Source organism: Pseudomonas frederiksbergensis, from assembly GCF_900105495.1.
Lineage (GTDB): Bacteria > Pseudomonadota > Gammaproteobacteria > Pseudomonadales > Pseudomonadaceae > Aquipseudomonas > Aquipseudomonas frederiksbergensis.
Genome location: NZ_FNTF01000002.1, coordinates 3,117,221 through 3,134,286 on the forward strand (window position 1 = coordinate 3,117,221; position 17,066 = coordinate 3,134,286).

11 protein-coding genes and 1 other RNA gene are annotated in these 17,066 nt (G+C 59.6%); 10 read left to right on the plus strand and 2 right to left on the minus strand.

Features of this window, described 5'->3' with window-relative positions; genetic code table 11:
• Positions 1–2 precede the first annotated feature (2 nt).
• The 5 genes from smc (at position 3) to ffs (ending at position 8,915) form a co-directional block, all read left to right on the plus strand.
• Entirely contained in the window at positions 3–3,491 is a 3,489-nt protein-coding gene (gene smc / locus BLW70_RS14635) for a chromosome segregation protein SMC (RefSeq protein ID WP_074875060.1), read from the plus strand.
• Between the two features lie 258 nt (positions 3,492–3,749).
• Complete coding sequence (zipA, locus tag BLW70_RS14640) at positions 3,750–4,604, plus strand: cell division protein ZipA (RefSeq protein ID WP_074875062.1); 855 nt, start codon at positions 3,750–3,752, stop codon at positions 4,602–4,604.
• Positions 4,605–4,839: 235 nt separating this feature from the next.
• The gene (gene ligA / locus BLW70_RS14645; RefSeq protein WP_074875064.1) at positions 4,840–7,197 is read left to right on the plus strand and encodes an NAD-dependent DNA ligase LigA; all 2,358 of its coding nucleotides are present in this window, start codon (positions 4,840–4,842) and stop codon (positions 7,195–7,197) included.
• A 155-nt stretch (positions 7,198–7,352) separates the two neighbouring features.
• Positions 7,353–8,519, plus strand: a complete 1,167-nt coding sequence (locus BLW70_RS14650; protein WP_074875066.1) for a zinc-binding metallopeptidase family protein — start codon at positions 7,353–7,355, stop codon at positions 8,517–8,519.
• Positions 8,520–8,818: 299 nt separating this feature from the next.
• Positions 8,819–8,915: signal recognition particle sRNA small type (gene ffs / locus BLW70_RS14655), an RNA gene on the plus strand.
• Between the two features lie 182 nt (positions 8,916–9,097).
• On the opposite strand, the gene BLW70_RS14660 is transcribed toward ffs, so the two are convergent.
• Positions 9,098–9,412, minus strand: coding sequence for a helix-turn-helix domain-containing protein (locus tag BLW70_RS14660; protein WP_074875068.1), 315 nt, complete (start codon positions 9,410–9,412; stop codon positions 9,098–9,100).
• A gap of 283 nt (positions 9,413–9,695) precedes the next feature.
• Between BLW70_RS14660 and BLW70_RS14665 the strand changes: the two genes are divergently transcribed.
• A complete protein-coding gene (locus tag BLW70_RS14665; RefSeq protein WP_074875070.1) occupies positions 9,696–11,396 on the plus strand; it encodes a putative bifunctional diguanylate cyclase/phosphodiesterase in 1,701 nt (566 codons plus the stop codon).
• Positions 11,397–11,538: 142 nt separating this feature from the next.
• Here BLW70_RS14665 and BLW70_RS14670 read toward each other — a convergent pair whose 3' ends face one another.
• Complete coding sequence (locus tag BLW70_RS14670; RefSeq protein WP_074875072.1) at positions 11,539–12,288, minus strand: substrate-binding periplasmic protein; 750 nt, start codon at positions 12,286–12,288, stop codon at positions 11,539–11,541.
• Positions 12,289–12,432: 144 nt separating this feature from the next.
• Between BLW70_RS14670 and dnaX the strand changes: the two genes are divergently transcribed.
• The 4 genes from dnaX to recR all read left to right on the plus strand — a co-directional run bounded on the left by dnaX (position 12,433) and on the right by recR (position 16,909).
• Entirely contained in the window at positions 12,433–14,523 is a 2,091-nt protein-coding gene (gene dnaX, locus BLW70_RS14675) for a DNA polymerase III subunit gamma/tau (RefSeq protein WP_074875074.1), read from the plus strand.
• Between the two features lie 67 nt (positions 14,524–14,590).
• Complete coding sequence (locus tag BLW70_RS14680) at positions 14,591–14,929, plus strand: YbaB/EbfC family nucleoid-associated protein (protein ID WP_008028561.1); 339 nt, start codon at positions 14,591–14,593, stop codon at positions 14,927–14,929.
• Positions 14,930–15,206: 277 nt separating this feature from the next.
• Positions 15,207–16,241: an NADP-dependent oxidoreductase gene (locus tag BLW70_RS14685; RefSeq protein ID WP_074875076.1), complete on the plus strand. Its 1,035-nt coding sequence runs from the start codon at positions 15,207–15,209 to the stop codon at positions 16,239–16,241.
• A gap of 65 nt (positions 16,242–16,306) precedes the next feature.
• Complete coding sequence (gene recR, locus BLW70_RS14690) at positions 16,307–16,909, plus strand: recombination mediator RecR (protein WP_074875078.1); 603 nt, start codon at positions 16,307–16,309, stop codon at positions 16,907–16,909.
• The last annotated feature ends 157 nt before the right edge of the window (positions 16,910–17,066 follow it).

Here is a 17,066-nt window from a genome sequence, read left to right on the forward strand (position 1 = left end):
GCGTGCGGCTAAAGTGCATCAAGCTGGCGGGGTTCAAGTCCTTCGTCGACCCGACCACGGTGAACTTCCCCAGTAACATGGCGGCGGTGGTCGGGCCCAATGGTTGCGGCAAGTCGAACATCATCGACGCCGTGCGCTGGGTGATGGGCGAGAGTTCGGCCAAGAACCTGCGCGGCGAGTCGATGACCGACGTCATCTTCAACGGCTCGACCAGCCGTAAACCGGTGAGCCAGGCGAGCATCGAGCTGGTGTTCGATAACTCCGACGGCACCCTGCTCGGCGAATACGCGGCCTACGCGGAAATTTCCATTCGCCGCAAAGTGACCCGCGATAGCCAGACCACTTACTACCTCAACGGCACCAAATGCCGCCGTCGCGATATCACTGACATCTTTCTCGGTACCGGCCTGGGCCCGCGCAGCTACTCGATTATCGAGCAGGGGATGATCTCCAAGCTGATCGAGTCAAAACCCGAAGACCTGCGCAACTTCATTGAAGAAGCGGCGGGCATCTCCAAGTACAAGGAGCGCCGGCGCGAGACCGAAAACCGCATCCGCCGCACCCACGAAAACCTGGCCCGCCTGACCGACCTGCGCGAAGAGCTCGAGCGCCAGCTTGAACGCTTGTACCGCCAGGCCGAGGCCGCCAAGAAGTATCAGGAATACAAAGGCGAGGAGCGTCAGCTCAAGGCCCAACTGTCGGCCCTGCGCTGGCAGGCGTTGAATGAACAGGTCGGTCAGCGCGAAGCGATCATCGGCAATCAGGAAGTCACCTTCGAAGCGCTGGTGGCCGAGCAGCGTAACGCCGATGCGGCTATCGAACGCTTGCGGGACGGGCACCACGACCTGTCCGAACGCTTCAATCTGGTGCAGGGGCGCTTCTATTCGGTCGGTGGCGACATTGCCCGGGTCGAACAGAGCATCCAGCACGGTCAACAACGCCTGCGCCAACTGCAGGACGATCTGAAAGAAGCCGAGCGGGCGCGTCTGGAAACCGAGTCTCACTTGGGCCACGACCGCACCTTGCTGCTGACCCTGGGCGAAGAGCTGGACATGCTCACCCCCGAACAGGAAGTCACCAGCGCCGCCGCCGAAGAGGCTGCCGCCGCGCTGGAAGAATCCGAAACCACCATGCACGCCTGGCAAGAGCAATGGGACACCTTCAACCTGACGGCCGCCGAACCGCGTCGCCAATCCGAAGTTCAGCAGTCGCGCATCCAGCAGCTGGAAACCAGCATGGAGCGTTTGGCCGATCGTCAGAAGCGTCTGGGCGAGGAGCGCGCGTTGCTCTCGGCAGACCCGGAAGACGCGGCGATCATGGAACTCAGCGAGCAGCTCGCTGAATCCGAAGCGACGCTTGAGGATTTGCAGACCAGTGAACAAGCTCAGGTCGAAAAGCTTGAACAACTGCGTCAGGAATTGCAGCACGCGCTGACGGCGCAGCAACAGGCCCAAGGCGATTTACAGCGTCTGAACGGTCGTCTCGCCTCCCTTGAAGCCTTGCAACAAGCCGCACTCGATCCGGGCACCGGCACCGCCGAATGGTTGCGTGAACAGAATCTGGCCGACCGACCGCGTCTGGCCGAAGGCCTGAAAGTCGACGCCGGTTGGGAGTTGGCGGTAGAAACCGTGCTCGGCGCCGACCTGCAAGCGGTGCTGGTGGATGACTTCGGCGATTTCGATCTGGCCGGTTTTGCCCAGGGCGATTTACGCTTGCTCAGTCCCGGCAGCGATGGCGTGCGAGTGGCGGGCAGCTTGCTCGATAAGGTCGAGGCGCAGATTGATTTGTCGCCATGGCTGGGGCAGGTCAAACCGGTCGACAGTCTTGAACAGGCTTTGGCCTTGCGTGGTCAATTGGCACCTGGCGAAAGCCTGATCAGTCGCGATGGTTACTGGGTCGGTCGGCACTTTTTACGTGTCCGCCGTGCCAGCGAAGCGGAAAGCGGCGTGCTGGCTCGTGGTCAGGAAATCCAGCGTTTGGACCTTGAGCGCGAAGAGCGCGAAGCTACGGTCGAAACCCTGGAAACCCAACTTCAGAATCTCAGGGCGCAACAGCGTCAGCAGGAAAACGGTCGCGAGCATCTGCGCCGACTGCTGCAAGACGAAGCCCGTCAGCAAGGTGAGTTGAAAGCCCAGTTGTCCGCCGGCAAAGCCAAGGCCGAACAACTGACCTTGCGCCGTACACGCCTGGACGAAGAGCTCACGGAGTTGGCTGAGCAACGCGCTCTGGAGCACGAAAATATCGGCGAGGCGCGTCTGCAATTGCAGGAGGCCCTCGACAGCATGGCGCTGGACACCGAGCAGCGCGAGTTACTGCTGGCCCAGCGTGACAGCTTGCGCGAGCGACTTGATCGGGTGCGGCAGGAAGCCCGGCAGCACAAGGATCACGCCCATCAACTGGCGGTGCGTCTGGGGTCGCTCAAGGCGCAGCACGACTCGACGCGTCAGGCGCTGGAGCGTCTGGAAATGCAATCCGAGCGCCTGACCGAGAAGCGCGAACAGCTCAGTCTCAACCTGGAAGAGGGCGAGGCGCCGCTGGAAGAACTGCGGTTGAAACTTGAAGAACTGCTCGACAAGCGCATGACCGTCGACGAAGAACTCAAGACGGCGCAGATCGCTCTGGAAGACGCTGACCGCGAATTGCGCGATGCGGAAAAACGTCGCAACCAGGCCGAGCAGCAATCGCAGTTGATTCGAGGGCAGATGGAAACCCAGCGCATGGAATGGCAGGCCCTGACCGTGCGCCGCAAGACCTTGGAAGATCAGTTGCTGGAAGACGGTTACGACCTCCACGGCGTGCTCGCCACCCTGGTGGCCGACGCCAACGAGAAGGACGCTGAAGAAGAACTCGAACGCATCGCCGCGCGAATTCAGCGTCTCGGTGCGATCAACCTGGCGGCCATCGACGAATACCAGCAACAATCCGAGCGTAAACGTTATCTGGATGCGCAGAACGACGATTTGGTGGAAGCGCTGGACACGCTCGAGAACGTGATTCGCAAGATCGACAAGGAAACCCGAAACCGCTTCAAAGATACCTTTGATCAGATCAATGGCGGTTTACAGGCCCTTTTCCCAAAAGTTTTCGGTGGAGGACGCGCGTATTTGGAACTGACGGGCGAAGATCTACTCGATACAGGGGTAACGATCATGGCGCAGCCGCCAGGAAAGAAGAACAGCACCATCCATTTGCTCTCCGGTGGCGAAAAAGCCCTGACAGCCCTGGCTCTGGTTTTTGCCATCTTCAAGTTGAATCCGGCGCCGTTTTGCATGCTCGATGAGGTTGACGCGCCATTGGATGACGCTAACGTTGGACGCTACGCACGGCTGGTCAAGGAGATGTCGCAGACGGTGCAGTTCATCTATATCACCCACAACAAGATCGCCATGGAAATGGCCGAGCAACTGATGGGGGTGACGATGCACGAGCCGGGTTGCTCGCGTCTGGTGGCAGTGGATGTCGAGGAGGCGATGGCGATGGTGGATGCCTGAGTCGGCGTTTGTAGGAGAGGTATTTGTGAGTTGTAGGACTTATTTACCTGTCCTGACTTGCTGGCCAATCGACATATTCGCGCAAGCCATTGTGACAGACGGTGTAAAGTTGCCTTTGGTCGTGCTAGTTTAATGTCAATTTTTCGTATACGTGGGCAAAACGCCTGTCAGAACATAGAGTTGGCGCCACGTTTTAAAGCGGTTTACACAATGTAAACCCCTTATTTTTCAGCATTTTTTATAGAGGCACGGGATTACATGGAAATCGGTCTGCGCGAGTGGCTGATCGTCATCGGCATTATTGTCATTGCCGGTATTCTTTTCGATGGCTGGCGTCGCATGCGCGGCGGCAAGGGGAAACTGAAATTCCGTCTCGACCGAAGTTTGTCCAACTTGCCGGACGAGGACACCAGCGCCGAGCTGTTGGGCCCGCCCCGTGTGCTGGATACGCATAAAGAGCCGCAACTGGACGAGCACGATCTGCCGTCGGTGAGCATGCCTGCCCGTGAGCCGCGTGAGTCGGGTTCCAAGCGCGGCAAGCGTGGCCATGGCGAGCCTTCGCAAGGCGACATGAACCTCAGTCTGGATCTGGACGGCGGCCCGAGCTTCAGCAGTCGGGACGACGATTTCCCGGATGACACCAAGGCTTCGAGTTCGACCAGCGAGAAGGAACAACCGCAAGCCGAAGAAGTGCTGGTGATCAGCGTGATATGCCGCGACGCCGCCGGCTTCAAAGGTCCGGCGCTGTTGCAGAACATTCTGGAAAGCGGTCTGCGTTTCGGCGAGATGGACATCTTCCACCGCCATGAAAGCATGGCTGGCAATGGCGAAGTCCTGTTCTCGATGGCCAATGCGGTCAAGCCGGGCGTTTTCGATCTGGACGACATCGACCACTTCAGCACACCGGCAGTGAGCTTCTTCCTCGGTCTGCCAGGCCCGCGTCATCCCAAGCAAGCCTTCGACGTGATGGTGGCCGCGGCGCGCAAACTGTCCCAGGAGCTGAACGGCGAACTGAAAGACGACCAGCGCAGCGTGCTCACCGCTCAGACGATTGAGCATTACCGTCAGCGCATCGTTGAATTCGAACGCCGCGCCCTGACCCAGAAACGTTGATTCAAAAGGTTGGAGCGGGCTCTTGTGGCGAGGGGGCTTGCCCCCGTTGGGCTGCGAAGCAGCCCCCTTCATTTAGGTAGCTCCGTTATTCAAATACATCGCACTCTCTGGTTTTACGACTGCTTCGCAGCCGAGCGGGGGCAAGCCCCCTCGCCACAAAGTGCAAGCCATCAGGCTATCGTGATTAGAAAATTGAGCAGCCTCGGCTGCTCTTTTGCTTTATGAGAGAACACCCATGACCGCCGCCAAAAACCGCATTCTAGAGCTGCGCGCTGAACTCGATCAGCACAACTATCGCTACCACGTGCTGGACGAGCCGAGCATTCCGGACGCCGAATACGACCGGTTGTTCCACGAGCTCAAGGCCCTCGAAGCGGCCCATCCCGAACTGATCACCAGCGACTCGCCAACCCAGCGCGTCGGCAGTGCGGCGCTGTCGGCGTTCACACAGGTGCGTCACGAAGTGCCGATGCTCAGCCTCGGCAACGCCTTCGAAGAAACCGACATGCGCGAGTTCGATCGGCGGGTAACCGAAGGTCTCGACCTGCCGGTGGGCGACTTGTTCGGCGGCGGCGCGGCGGTGGAATACAGCTGTGAACCCAAACTCGATGGCCTGGCGGTCAGTTTGTTGTATCAGGATGGCGTATTGGTGCGCGGCGCGACTCGTGGCGACGGCACCACTGGCGAAGACATCAGCGTCAATGTCCGTACCGTGCGCAACATTCCGCTCAAGCTGCACGGTACGGGCTGGCCAGCGACCCTGGAAGTGCGCGGCGAAGTGTTCATGTCCAAGGCCGGTTTCGAGCGCCTCAACGCCACGCAGCTGGAAGTCGGCGGCAAGACTTTCGCCAATCCGCGCAACGCGGCGGCGGGTAGCTTGCGCCAGCTCGATTCGAAGATCACCGCCAACCGTCCGCTGGAGTTCTGCTGCTATGGCCTCGGTCAGATTTCGGCCGACATTGCGGATACGCACATTGGCAATCTCAAGCAGCTCAAGGCTTGGGGCATGCCGATCAGCCATGAGTTGAAACTGGCTCACGGCATCGCTGAATGCCTGGATTATTACCGCGACATCGGTGAGCGCCGAAATTCGCTGCCCTACGAAATCGACGGCGTCGTGTTCAAGGTCAACAGCATTGCCTCCCAGCGTGAGCTGGGTTTCCGTGCTCGTGAACCGCGCTGGGCGATCGCGCACAAATTCCCGGCGATGGAAGAACTCACTGAATTGCTCGATGTGGAATTCCAGGTCGGTCGTACCGGTGCAGTGACGCCGGTGGCGCGCTTGAAGCCGGTCAAGGTCGCGGGTGTGACCGTGGCCAACGCGACGTTGCACAATATGGACGAAGTGGCGCGCCTGGGCCTGATGATTGGCGACACCGTGATCATCCGTCGCGCGGGCGATGTGATTCCGCAAGTGGTGCAAGTGGTCATCGAGCGCCGTCCGGACGACGCACGGCCAGTACAGATTCCCGAGAAATGCCCGGTCTGCGGCTCGCATGTCGAGCGCACGCAACTGGTCAAGCGCAGCAAAGGTCGCGAGACCGTCAGCGAAGGCGCGGTGTACCGCTGCGTCGGTCGTCTGGCGTGCGGTGCGCAACTCAAGCAGGCCATCATTCACTTCGTCTCCCGTCGCGCCATGGACATCGAAGGCCTGGGCGAAAAGAGCGTTGAGCAACTGGTGGACGAAGGGCTGGTGAGTTCGCCGGCTGATTTGTACGCGCTGACGTTCGAGCAGATTGTCGATCTGGAAGGCTTTGCCGAGTTGTCGAGCAAGAACTTGCTCAGCGCCATCGAAGACAGCAAGCACCCAAGCCTGGCGCGCTTCATCTACGCCCTCGGGATTCCCGATGTCGGCGAAGAGACGGCGAAGGTACTGGCGCGTTCTCTCGGCTCGCTGGAGCGGGTTCAGCAAGCCTTGCCGCAAGTGCTTACGTATTTGCCGGATGTGGGTCTGGAAGTGGCTCATGAGATTCACAGCTTCTTCGAAGATGCGCATAACCAGCAGGTGATCAAGGATCTGCTCAAGCACGGCATGCAGATTCAGGATCAGGGAGAACTCGGTGCCGAGTTTTCCGCCAGCACTACGTTGGGTGGCTTCCTCGACAAGCTGCACATTCCTTCGGTCGGGCCGGGCGGGGCGCAGAAGCTGGCGGACAAGTTTGGTTCGCTTGAGGGTGTTTTCAGCGCCGACTGGCTGGATATGCGCCAGGCACTGCCGGAAAAACAGGCCACTTCGGTTCGAGAGTTTTTTGCGGTTGCGCAAAATCGCCAGATTGCCGAAGCCGCCGAGAAACAGCTGCGCGATTTCGGCATGCATTGGCAGAGCGAGAAGAAAGTCGTCGAAGGCTTGCCGCTGGCCGGGCAGACCTGGGTGCTGACCGGTTCGCTGGAGTTGATGAGCCGCGACATCGCCAAGGACAAACTTGAAAGCCTCGGTGCCAAGGTGGCGGGCTCAGTGTCGGCCAAGACTCATTGTGTGGTCGCTGGGCCGGGTGCAGGTTCCAAGTTGACGAAGGCTAATGAGCTGGGATTGAAAGTGCTCGATGAAGAAGCGTTTGTCGAGTTCCTGAAGAAGCACGATATTTCTGTTTAGTCGATCGTTCCCACGCTCCGCGTGGTAACGCATCCCGTGACGCTCTGCGTCACAGCGGACGCGGAGCGTCCGGGGGCGGCATTCCCACGCAGAGCGTGGGAACGATCATCCGCGAGTAATGATCTAGTCTTGGCAAGCCTCAGGGAGAGATCGTCATGTACCGCTTCTTCGAACAGCTCAGTTCACGCATCGCCGCGCCTTTCATCGGCGAAAGCTCGCGCAACAGCAAGGTCTGGCAGTGCCGTTGCGGGCAGTCGCTGTTTTTTCGCAACAGCCAGTGTCTGGCGTGTTCCGCGGCCTTGGGTTATCAACCGGAGCAAAGCCGCCTGTCGTCGCTGCAGCCCGGCTTGCAGGCTGATACCTGGTTGCTCGACGCCGATCCCGACGCCGGGGGCTTTCGCCGCTGCGCCAACCTCGATTCCCCGGCCGCGTGCAATTGGCTATTGCCCGCCAATGACCACGATGCGCTATGCATCGCCTGTAGCCTGAACCACACCATTCCCGACCTGTCGATTGCCGAAAACCACGAACGCTGGCGCAAGGTTGAAACGGCCAAGCGGCGACTGGTCGCACAGTTGGTCAGCCTGGGTTTACAGGTGATTCCCAAAACCGTGGACGAAGAGACGGGGCTGGCTTTCGATTTCATTGGTGTCGACCTCGAAGGCAAGCCGCCAACCACCGGTCACGCCAACGGTCTGATCACCCTCGATATCAAGGAAGCCGACGACGCTCATCGCGAGCAGGTTCGGGTGCAGATGCACGAACCTTATCGCACGCTGCTCGGGCATTTTCGGCATGAAGTCGGGCATTACTACTGGGATCGGTTGATCGCCAACAGCCAATGGCTGGAACCATTTCGCAGCCTGTTCGGCGACGAGCGCGCCAGCTACACCGACGCTCTCGAACGGCATTATCAGCAAGGCGCACCGCTCGATTGGCAGCAACATTACGTCAGCGCCTACGCGACCATGCATCCATGGGAGGATTGGGCCGAAACCTGGGCTCACTACCTGCACATGATGGATGCAGTGGATACGGCGTTGGGGTTCGGAATGAGTGCCCGGGAGATGGATTTCGACTATCAGCCGTTTCCTCCAAGCACCCTCTACGACCCACAGCATCCCGGCGGCGCGGCGTTCCTGTCGTTCGTCAATGCGTGGATCGAACTGGCGGGCATGCTCAATGAGTTGTCGCGCAGCATGGGGCAGCCGGATTTCTATCCGTTTGTCCTGCCGCCGGCAGTGATCGCCAAGCTGCACTTCATCCATCTGGTGATCCAGCAGGAGGGCGGCCGGGCGGATGAGGTGTTGCAGGACTTGTAACCCCCCGCCACGGCGCTCACTTAATGTAGCAGCGGTCGAGCCTGCGAGGCCGCGTCCGGCTGCGCAGCAGCCGTAAAAACAGACCGTGCGGTTTTTCAGGCAAACCACGATCACCGTACTGACGACTGCTGCGCAGCCGAACGCAGGCTACGCCAGTTACTACAGGTCGCGATCTTTTCAAGAGATATGCATGTCCTTGAAGCGGCACATATTTTTAATCCGCCCGAACGGTTGTAACTTCGTCTCAGATAGGTACAATGGCGCGGCTCGCCGTCAGGTGAGCGTCGTTATGGTGACCCCATCGGTCCCCCCGCAACGATTACCCGTGAACCTGGTCAGATCCGGAAGGAAGCAGCCACAGCGGGAACATTGTGTGCCGGGGTGTGGCTGGTGGGGTTGCCTCCATAACGCACCGCGAATCCTCTTTCGCGTTACCTGTCTCAAAAACACATACCTGTTGCCCTGCCATGGATCTCGTCCAGGGCGGTGTTTTCTCGTTTCCGCTTTTCAGTGCGAACATATAAAAGGAGGCCGAGCTGTCGAGTGCGACAGCTCGGCCTCCTTTTTTATTTTTGGTGCTAAGGCTTGGACAAGGCCTGGTCAACCGCTGCAATCAGCTTTCCCAGATCCTTCGGGGTGGCTTTATGTATGACACCGAACAGATACGCCCGCTGTTCATCTTCATCGCCTAAATCTGCGAAAAAGACTTTCAGCTTCACACCCAACACATCGGCAAACAGGAACAAGGTTTCTACGCTGGGGGTGTAGGTGCCGGTTTCGAAGCGGCTGATGGTTTTGGGGTCAAAACCGGTTTTTTCACCGAGTTCAGCCTGAGTAAGCCCAGCGACCTTGCGGTAGCGCCGAATGGCCGCACCCAAACTTGAAATTTGCATCGCTTAATTCCCATTTAGAATCAAGAACTTAACGATAGATTTTTGCATTAGACAACTGCATGATCCATCACCTTGCTTTGCAAAATGTGATGCGTTTCGTAGAATCGCCGCGCGAAATGGAGATTTGGGGCCTTTAAGGTTAGTTGATCTCTGCTGTCAGGAGGCCATCAAACGCTGTTCATGGAGTGATATCGTGTTGCTGCGCATTATCTATTCAAACATCTCTTCCGGGCATCCTGCACTGGTCGAGCGGTATCACCGCTAGCCACAGCGAGCCTGACTCATGGATGAGAAATACCGCAGGGCCGTGGATGCCGCCGCGATTTTTTCCGAGACCGATCTGAGCGGCCGGATCACCCACGTCAATGATCAGTTCTGTGCCATATCCGGCTACAGCCGCGAAGAACTGCTCGGGCAGAACCATCGTCTCCTCAACTCGGGCCTGCACTCCGCCGATTTCTTCGCGGCGATGTGGCGCACCATCGCCTTGGGCAAGGTCTGGAAAGGCGAGATTTGTAATCGCGCCAAAGACGGCAGCCTGTATTGGGTCGACAGCACCATGGTGCCGGTGCTCGATGATGCTACCGGGCGGGTTGACCGTTATCTTTCGATTCGTTTCGACATCAGCGAAAAACGCCAATTGCTGCATTCACTGCAATGGCGGGTGGGGCATGACGTGCTGACCGGGCTGCCGAATCGCGCGTTTCTCTCGGATTTGCTGGATCAGGCGTTGGAGTTTTCCCGTCACGAAAACATCCCGCTGGCAGTTTGCATGCTCGATCTCGACGGTTTCAAAGCGGTCAACGATGGCTACGGGCATGCCAGCGGCGATCTGCTGTTGGTCGAAGTGGCCAAGCGTTTGCGAACCATCGTTCGCGGCGAGGATGTGGTGGCACGGTTGGCCGGTGACGAGTTTGTGCTGGTGCTGCGCTACGTGCGAGACCTGCCGGAACTGCGTGCGGCGTTGAACCGGGTACTCGGCGCCATTTCGGCGCCGTACTCGCTGCATGGTAAAGACGTCAATGTGTTTGCCAGTATCGGCGTCACCTTGTTCCCCGACGACAATGAAGATGCCGAAACCCTTTTACGTCATGCCGATCAGGCCATGTACGTGGCGAAACAACGCGGTCGAAATCGCTTTCATTTGTTCGATGTGTCGCGGGATCAGGAGGTCAAGGCCACTCATCAAACGGTCGGGCGAGTGCGCCAGGCGCTGGCTGGCGGTGAGTTGCGTGTGCATTTCCAGCCCAAGGTGAACATGCGTCTTGGCGAGGTTGTCGGCTTCGAGGCGTTGTTGCGATGGGAGCATCCGCAACGCGGCATGGTGCCGGTGCGTGAGTTTTTGCCGCTGGTGGCAGAAACGGACCTGATCATCGATATTGGTGAGTGGATGATGGATCAGGTCTTGTCGCAGTTACACCATTGGCAGCAAGCGGGGCAGGGTTGGCCAGTCAGCATTAATATTGCTGCACGACATTTCCAGCGCGCGGATTTTGTCGACCGGCTCAAGCACATGCTCGCCCGGCATGCCCAGGTGGCTCCGCAGATGCTCGATCTGGAAATCGTCGAGTCGGTGGCGATTGAGAATATTCAGCATGTCAGCGCTTGTTTACAGGCCTGTCAGGCGCTGGGGGTGCAGTTTTCACTGGGGGACTTCGGCACCGGTTATTCGTCCCTGAGCTACCTCAAGCGTTTGCGAACCCAAACCATCAAGATCGACAAGTCGTTTGTGCGCGACATCGTTAACGATCGTGATGATCTGGCCCTGACCATGGCGGTCATTGGCCTGGCTCGGGCCTTTGGCCGCCAGGTGATCGCCGAAGGGCTGGAAAGTATCGAACAAGGTGAATTGCTGCTGCGCCTGGGGTGTGAAGTGGCTCAAGGCTGTTTCATTGCCCGGCCCATGCCGCCCGCCGAAGTAGCGGGCTGGGTTGCGGGGTTTGTCGCGCCATTGCAATGGCAGGTGCTGGATCAGGTCAGCTGAATTTTTGTGGCCAACACCGGCCTCATGTGGGAGCGAGCCTGCTCGCGATAGCGGTCTTACATTCAACATTGATGGGGCTGACATACCGCTATCGCGAGCAGGCTCGCTCCCACATGGGTCTCGTGTCGATCAGAGGGATCGCTTAGGGTGTGCTCGGCTCGGAACCTATATAGAGCCGAATGATGTCGTCGATTTCCCCGGACATTTTCATTCGCACCAAGGTGCGCAAAATTCGCTGCACCGGCACTTTTGGATCGTTGCGCACATAACAACCGACACTCTGTTCCTGCAAGACCGCCACGCCTTGCAGTTGCCGGCCAGGCAGCAGGCGCTGGTTGAACCAGTCCAGCGTCCATTGATTGCTCACGGCGTAGCGATAGCGTCCGGCCAGGAGTTTTTCCAGCACCTGCTCCTGGTTGCGCGCGTCTTCGCGATGCAGTCGGCTGGCGTCAAACAGCGGTTGCAGGGTCGGATAGCTGTAGCCGAGTACCGTGCCGATGGGTTGTTGCGACAAGTCCGCAGGTGTCAATGAGGTCAGCGGATCGGACCGGCTGATCAGCATGTCGCGCTGGAACCACAGTGGGATGCTCCAGATGTAGTCCCCGGACTGATTCGGCAGCCAGGACTGCGCCGCATAGCAGCGGATATCGACCTCGCCGTGTTCCATGGCGTGTTGCACCCGCGCCCGCGGCAGCACGTGAAATTCGGCCGGCATGCCGACCTGGGTCGCGAGGCTGACCATCACGTCGTGCAGGATGCCTTGGGTTGGATGCCCGCGTTCCAGTTGCGTCATCGGCATTGCCCAACTGTCGGGCACCACGAAGCGCAGTGGCGGTTCGGCGCCAGCGATATTCAGGCTGATCAATAGCAGTGCCCCAAAGGCCAGCCGCATAAACGCTCCGGTACTGATAAAACCCGAGCCGATAAAAGCCCCCAAAAGACCATCTTAGCCAGATTAGACGAGCGCACCGGATGCAATTTTGGCCTTGCTCCGCTAGCATTAGCCGCTTGTGTTCCTTCGTTGCGACGGTTTTCGATGAGTTATCAGGTTCTTGCACGTAAATGGCGTCCGCGCTCGTTCCGCGAAATGGTCGGCCAGACCCATGTGCTCAAGGCTCTGATCAATGCCTTGGACAGCCAGCGGCTGCACCACGCCTATCTGTTTACCGGCACCCGCGGGGTCGGCAAGACCACTATCGCGCGGATCATCGCCAAATGCCTGAACTGTGAAACAGGTATCACTTCAACGCCTTGCGGCGAGTGTTCGGTGTGCCGCGAGATCGATGAGGGTCGCTTCGTCGACCTGATCGAGATCGACGCCGCGAGCCGGACCAAGGTCGAGGATACCCGCGAACTGCTCGACAACGTTCAATACGCGCCGAGCCGCGGGCGCTTCAAGGTCTACCTGATCGACGAAGTGCACATGCTCTCCAGCCATTCCTTCAATGCGCTGTTGAAAACCCTTGAAGAGCCGCCGCCCTACGTCAAGTTCATCCTGGCGACCACCGATCCGCAGAAACTTCCGGCAACGATTCTTTCGCGGTGCCTGCAGTTCTCTCTGAAGAACATGACGCCGGAGCGCGTGGTCGAGCATTTGACCCACGTGCTGAGTGTCGAGAACGTGCCGTTCGACGAGGATGCACTGTGGCTGCTGGGCCGTGCTGCCGACGGTTCGATGCGCGACGCCATGAGCCTGACCGACCAGGCCATTGCCTTCGGTGAAGGCAAAGTCATGGCTGCCGACGTACGGGCGATGCTTGGCACGCTCGATCACGGTCAGGTCTACGATGTCCTGCATGCGCTGATCGAAGGCGACGCCAAGGCCTTGCTCGAAGCCGTCCGTCACCTTGCCGAACAAGGCCCGGACTGGAACGGCGTGCTCTCGGAAATTCTCAACGTGCTGCACCGTGTCGCCATCGCCCAGGCCCTGCCTGAAGGCGTCGACAACGGTCATGGCGACCGTGACCGGGTGCTGGCACTGGCCCAGGCATTGCCGGCCGAAGACGTGCAGTTCTATTACCAGATGGGCCTGATCGGTCGGCGCGACTTGCCGCTGGCGCCGGACCCGCGTGGTGGCTTCGAAATGGTTCTGTTGCGGATGCTCGCGTTCCGCCCGGCAGACACCGCGGACGCCCCGAGGCAACCGCTAAAGACAGTGGGGATCAGCCAGGCCACAGTTGATTCCGCAAATTCAGTGGCTGCCGCGCAGGTTGTTGCGCCGGTAGTCGCTGCGGCAGTTGCACCCGTCGCGCCTGTGCCGGTTGCGGCAGTGGTTGCTCCAGTACCAGCGCCCGAGCCTGAGCCTGAGCCGGTTGCGCCCGTCGTTGCGCCTGAGCCTGTCATTGAAGCAGCACCGGTCGAAGCCGTTGTCGATTTGCCCTGGAATGACCCGATAGAACCTGAAGCCGTTCAGCAGCCTGCCGTCGAGCCGGTGCTGGAAACCGCCAGCGAACAGCCCGAATTGCAGCCGATGCCTTTGCCGACGCCGGACAGCGCGGTGCCTGACGCGCCGGAGTGGGCCGCTGCGCCGATTCCAGAGCCGTCGGTGGCCGACGTCGATGCCGCGACGCCGGGCATGGACCTGGACGACGAGCCGCCGCTGGACGAGGACTATATCGAGCCGGACATGGAGTCGGCTTACAGCTACCTCGATGAACTGGCCAGCGAACACACTGCCGAGCCAGCGCCGGAAGCCGAACCTGAACCGGCCGCCATGCCGGCCACCGGTCTGGCGGCGCAATGGTTGGAGCTGTTCCCGAAACTGCCGATCTCCGGCATGACCGGCAGCATCGCCGCCAACTGCACGCTGATCGCCGTCGAAGGTGACAATTGGCTGATGCACCTCGACCCGGCTCACAGCGCGCTGTTCAACGCGACTCAACAGCGCCGCTTGAACGATGCGTTGAACCAGTTTCACGGACGTACGCTGACCTTGCGCATGGAACTGATCAAGCCCGAGCAGGAAACCCCGGCCCAGGCCGCGTCCCGTCGCCGTGCGAACCGTCAGCGCGAGGCCGAGGAGTCGATTCATGGTGATCCGTTCATCCAGCAAATGATGCAGCAGTTCGGTGCGGTGGTCCGTAACGATACTATTGAACCTGTCGAGACCCTGGTCACTCAGGGCTAATAACTGAAGGTGTTCGGGCGAAAGGGCCGGGCGCTGTATTTATCCAAGTACTTTTGAGGTGATTCCCATGATGAAAGGTGGCATGGCCGGCCTGATGAAGCAGGCACAGCAGATGCAGGAAAAAATGGCCAAGATGCAGGAAGAACTGGCCAACGCCGAAGTCACCGGTAAAGCCGGTGGCGATATGGTCACCGTGGTGATGACCGGTCGTCACGACGTCAAGCGCGTGACCATCGATCCAAGCCTGGTCGAAGGCTTGAGCGAAGACGACAAAGAGATGCTGGAGGCTGTGTTCGCCGCCGCCGTCAACGATGCCGTGCGCAAGATCGAAGCCAACAGCCAGGACAAAATGTCCGGCATGACCGCTGGCATGCAACTGCCACCGGGTATGAAACTGCCATTCTGATGCGCTGAAGCGTTTCGGATGGGCTACAAAAAAATGCCAGGCATCGCGCCTGGCATTTTTGTTTCTGCCGCACCGATCGTTCCCACGCTCTGCGTGGGAATGCCTCAATGGACGCTCTGCGTCCGCTTCGCAAGGGACGCCGAGCGTCCCGGGCCGCATTCCCACGCAGAGCGTGGGAACGATCAGTGCTGATGAGTCAGAAACATCGAACGCACCATCGTCAAAAAGGTCTGCTCTCCTATACCGCCGAATTCATCGATCAAAAGGAGAAGCTCACATGCCACAAGCATTGACCCTCAACCAACGTATCGTCCTGGCATCCCGCCCGGCAGGCGCGCCGACGCCGGAGAATTTCCGTCTGGAGCGCGTTGCGCTGCCGGAACTGGCTGACGGTCAGGTGCTGCTCAAGACCCTCTACCTGTCACTTGATCCCTACATGCGCGGACGCATGAGCGACGCGCCGTCCTACGCCGCACCGGTTGAAATCGGCGAGGTGATGACCGGTGGCGCTGTCAGCCGGGTCGAGCGCTCGCTGAATCCGAAATTCCACGAAGGTGACCTGGTGGTCGGCTCCACCGGTTGGCAAAGCCACAGCATCAGTGACGGTCGCGACATCATTCCGCTGCCGTCCGGGCTGCCGAGCCCGTCGATGGCGCTGGGTGTGTTGGGCATGCCCGGAATGACCGCGTATATGGGGCTGATGGACATCGGCCAGCCAAAGGAAGGTGAAACCCTGGTGGTGGCGGCTGCATCCGGCGCCGTCGGTTCGGTGGTCGGTCAAGTGGCGAAGATCAAGGGCTTGCGCGTGGTCGGCGTGGCCGGTGGCGCGGAAAAGTGCCGTTATGTGGTCGAGGAGTTGGGTTTTGATGCTTGCATCGATCACAAGAGCCCGAACTTCGCCGATGAATTGGCCAAGGCGTGCTCCGAAGGCATCGACATCTATTACGAAAACGTCGGCGGCAAGGTGTTCGATGCCGTGCTGCCGTTACTCAATCCCAAGGCGCGAATTCCACTCTGCGGTCTGATCGCGTCCTACAACGCTCAAGAAGCACCGACCGGCCCCGATCGGCTGCCGCAATTGCAGCGCACGCTGCTGACCAAGCGCGTGCGAATCCAGGGCTTCATCGTGTTCGACGACTACGGTGATCGTCAGCCGGAATTCGTCAGCGCCATGGCGCCGTGGGTGCGCGACGGCAAGGTGAAGTTCCGCGAAGACGTGGTCGATGGCCTGGAGCAGGCACCCGAAGCGTTCATCGGTCTGCTGGAAGGACGCAACTTCGGCAAACTGGTTGTGCGGGTCACCCAGGACTGAATAATTGACGCTAAACAGAGGCGCGGGTATAAACCGCGTCTCGTTGTTTTGTCGGACTTTTCCCCATGAGCTTCAGCCCTTTGATTCGCCAACTGATCGATGCCCTGCGAATTTTGCCAGGTGTGGGTCAGAAAACTGCCCAACGCATGGCGTTGCAGCTGCTCGAGCGTGATCGCAGCGGCGGCTCGCGATTGGCCTCGGCACTGAGCCAGGCCATGGAAGGGGTGGGCCATTGCCGGTTGTGCCGCACACTCACCGAAGACGATCTCTGCCCGCAATGCGCCGATACCCGTCGCGACGACACCTTGCTCTGCGTGGTGGAAGGGCCGATGGACGTCTACGCGGTGGAGCAGACCGGCTTCCGGGGTCGCTATTTCGTGCTCAAGGGGCATCTGTCGCCACTCGACGGACTCGGGCCTGAGGCCATCGGTATTCCGCAACTGCTGGCGCGGATCGAAGAGGCGGGCACGTTCACTGAAGTGATTCTGGCGACCAACCCGACCGTGGAAGGTGAGGCGACAGCGCATTACATTGCCCAATTGCTCAACAACAAAGGCCTGATCGCCTCGCGCATCGCCCACGGCGTGCCATTGGGTGGCGAGCTGGAGTTGGTGGATGGCGGGACGTTGGCGCATTCGTTTGCCGGGCGTAAACCCATTACCTTGTAGCGTCTGAACTGACGCTTTCGCGGGCAAGCCCGCTCCCACAGGTATTGTGGCGACCGCAGATTCTGTGGGAGCGGGCTTGCCCGCGATGCAGGCGCCTTGATCTATCTGATTCAGACAATCTTCTTGAAAACCAAGCAAGCGCTCGGTTAACTTCGCT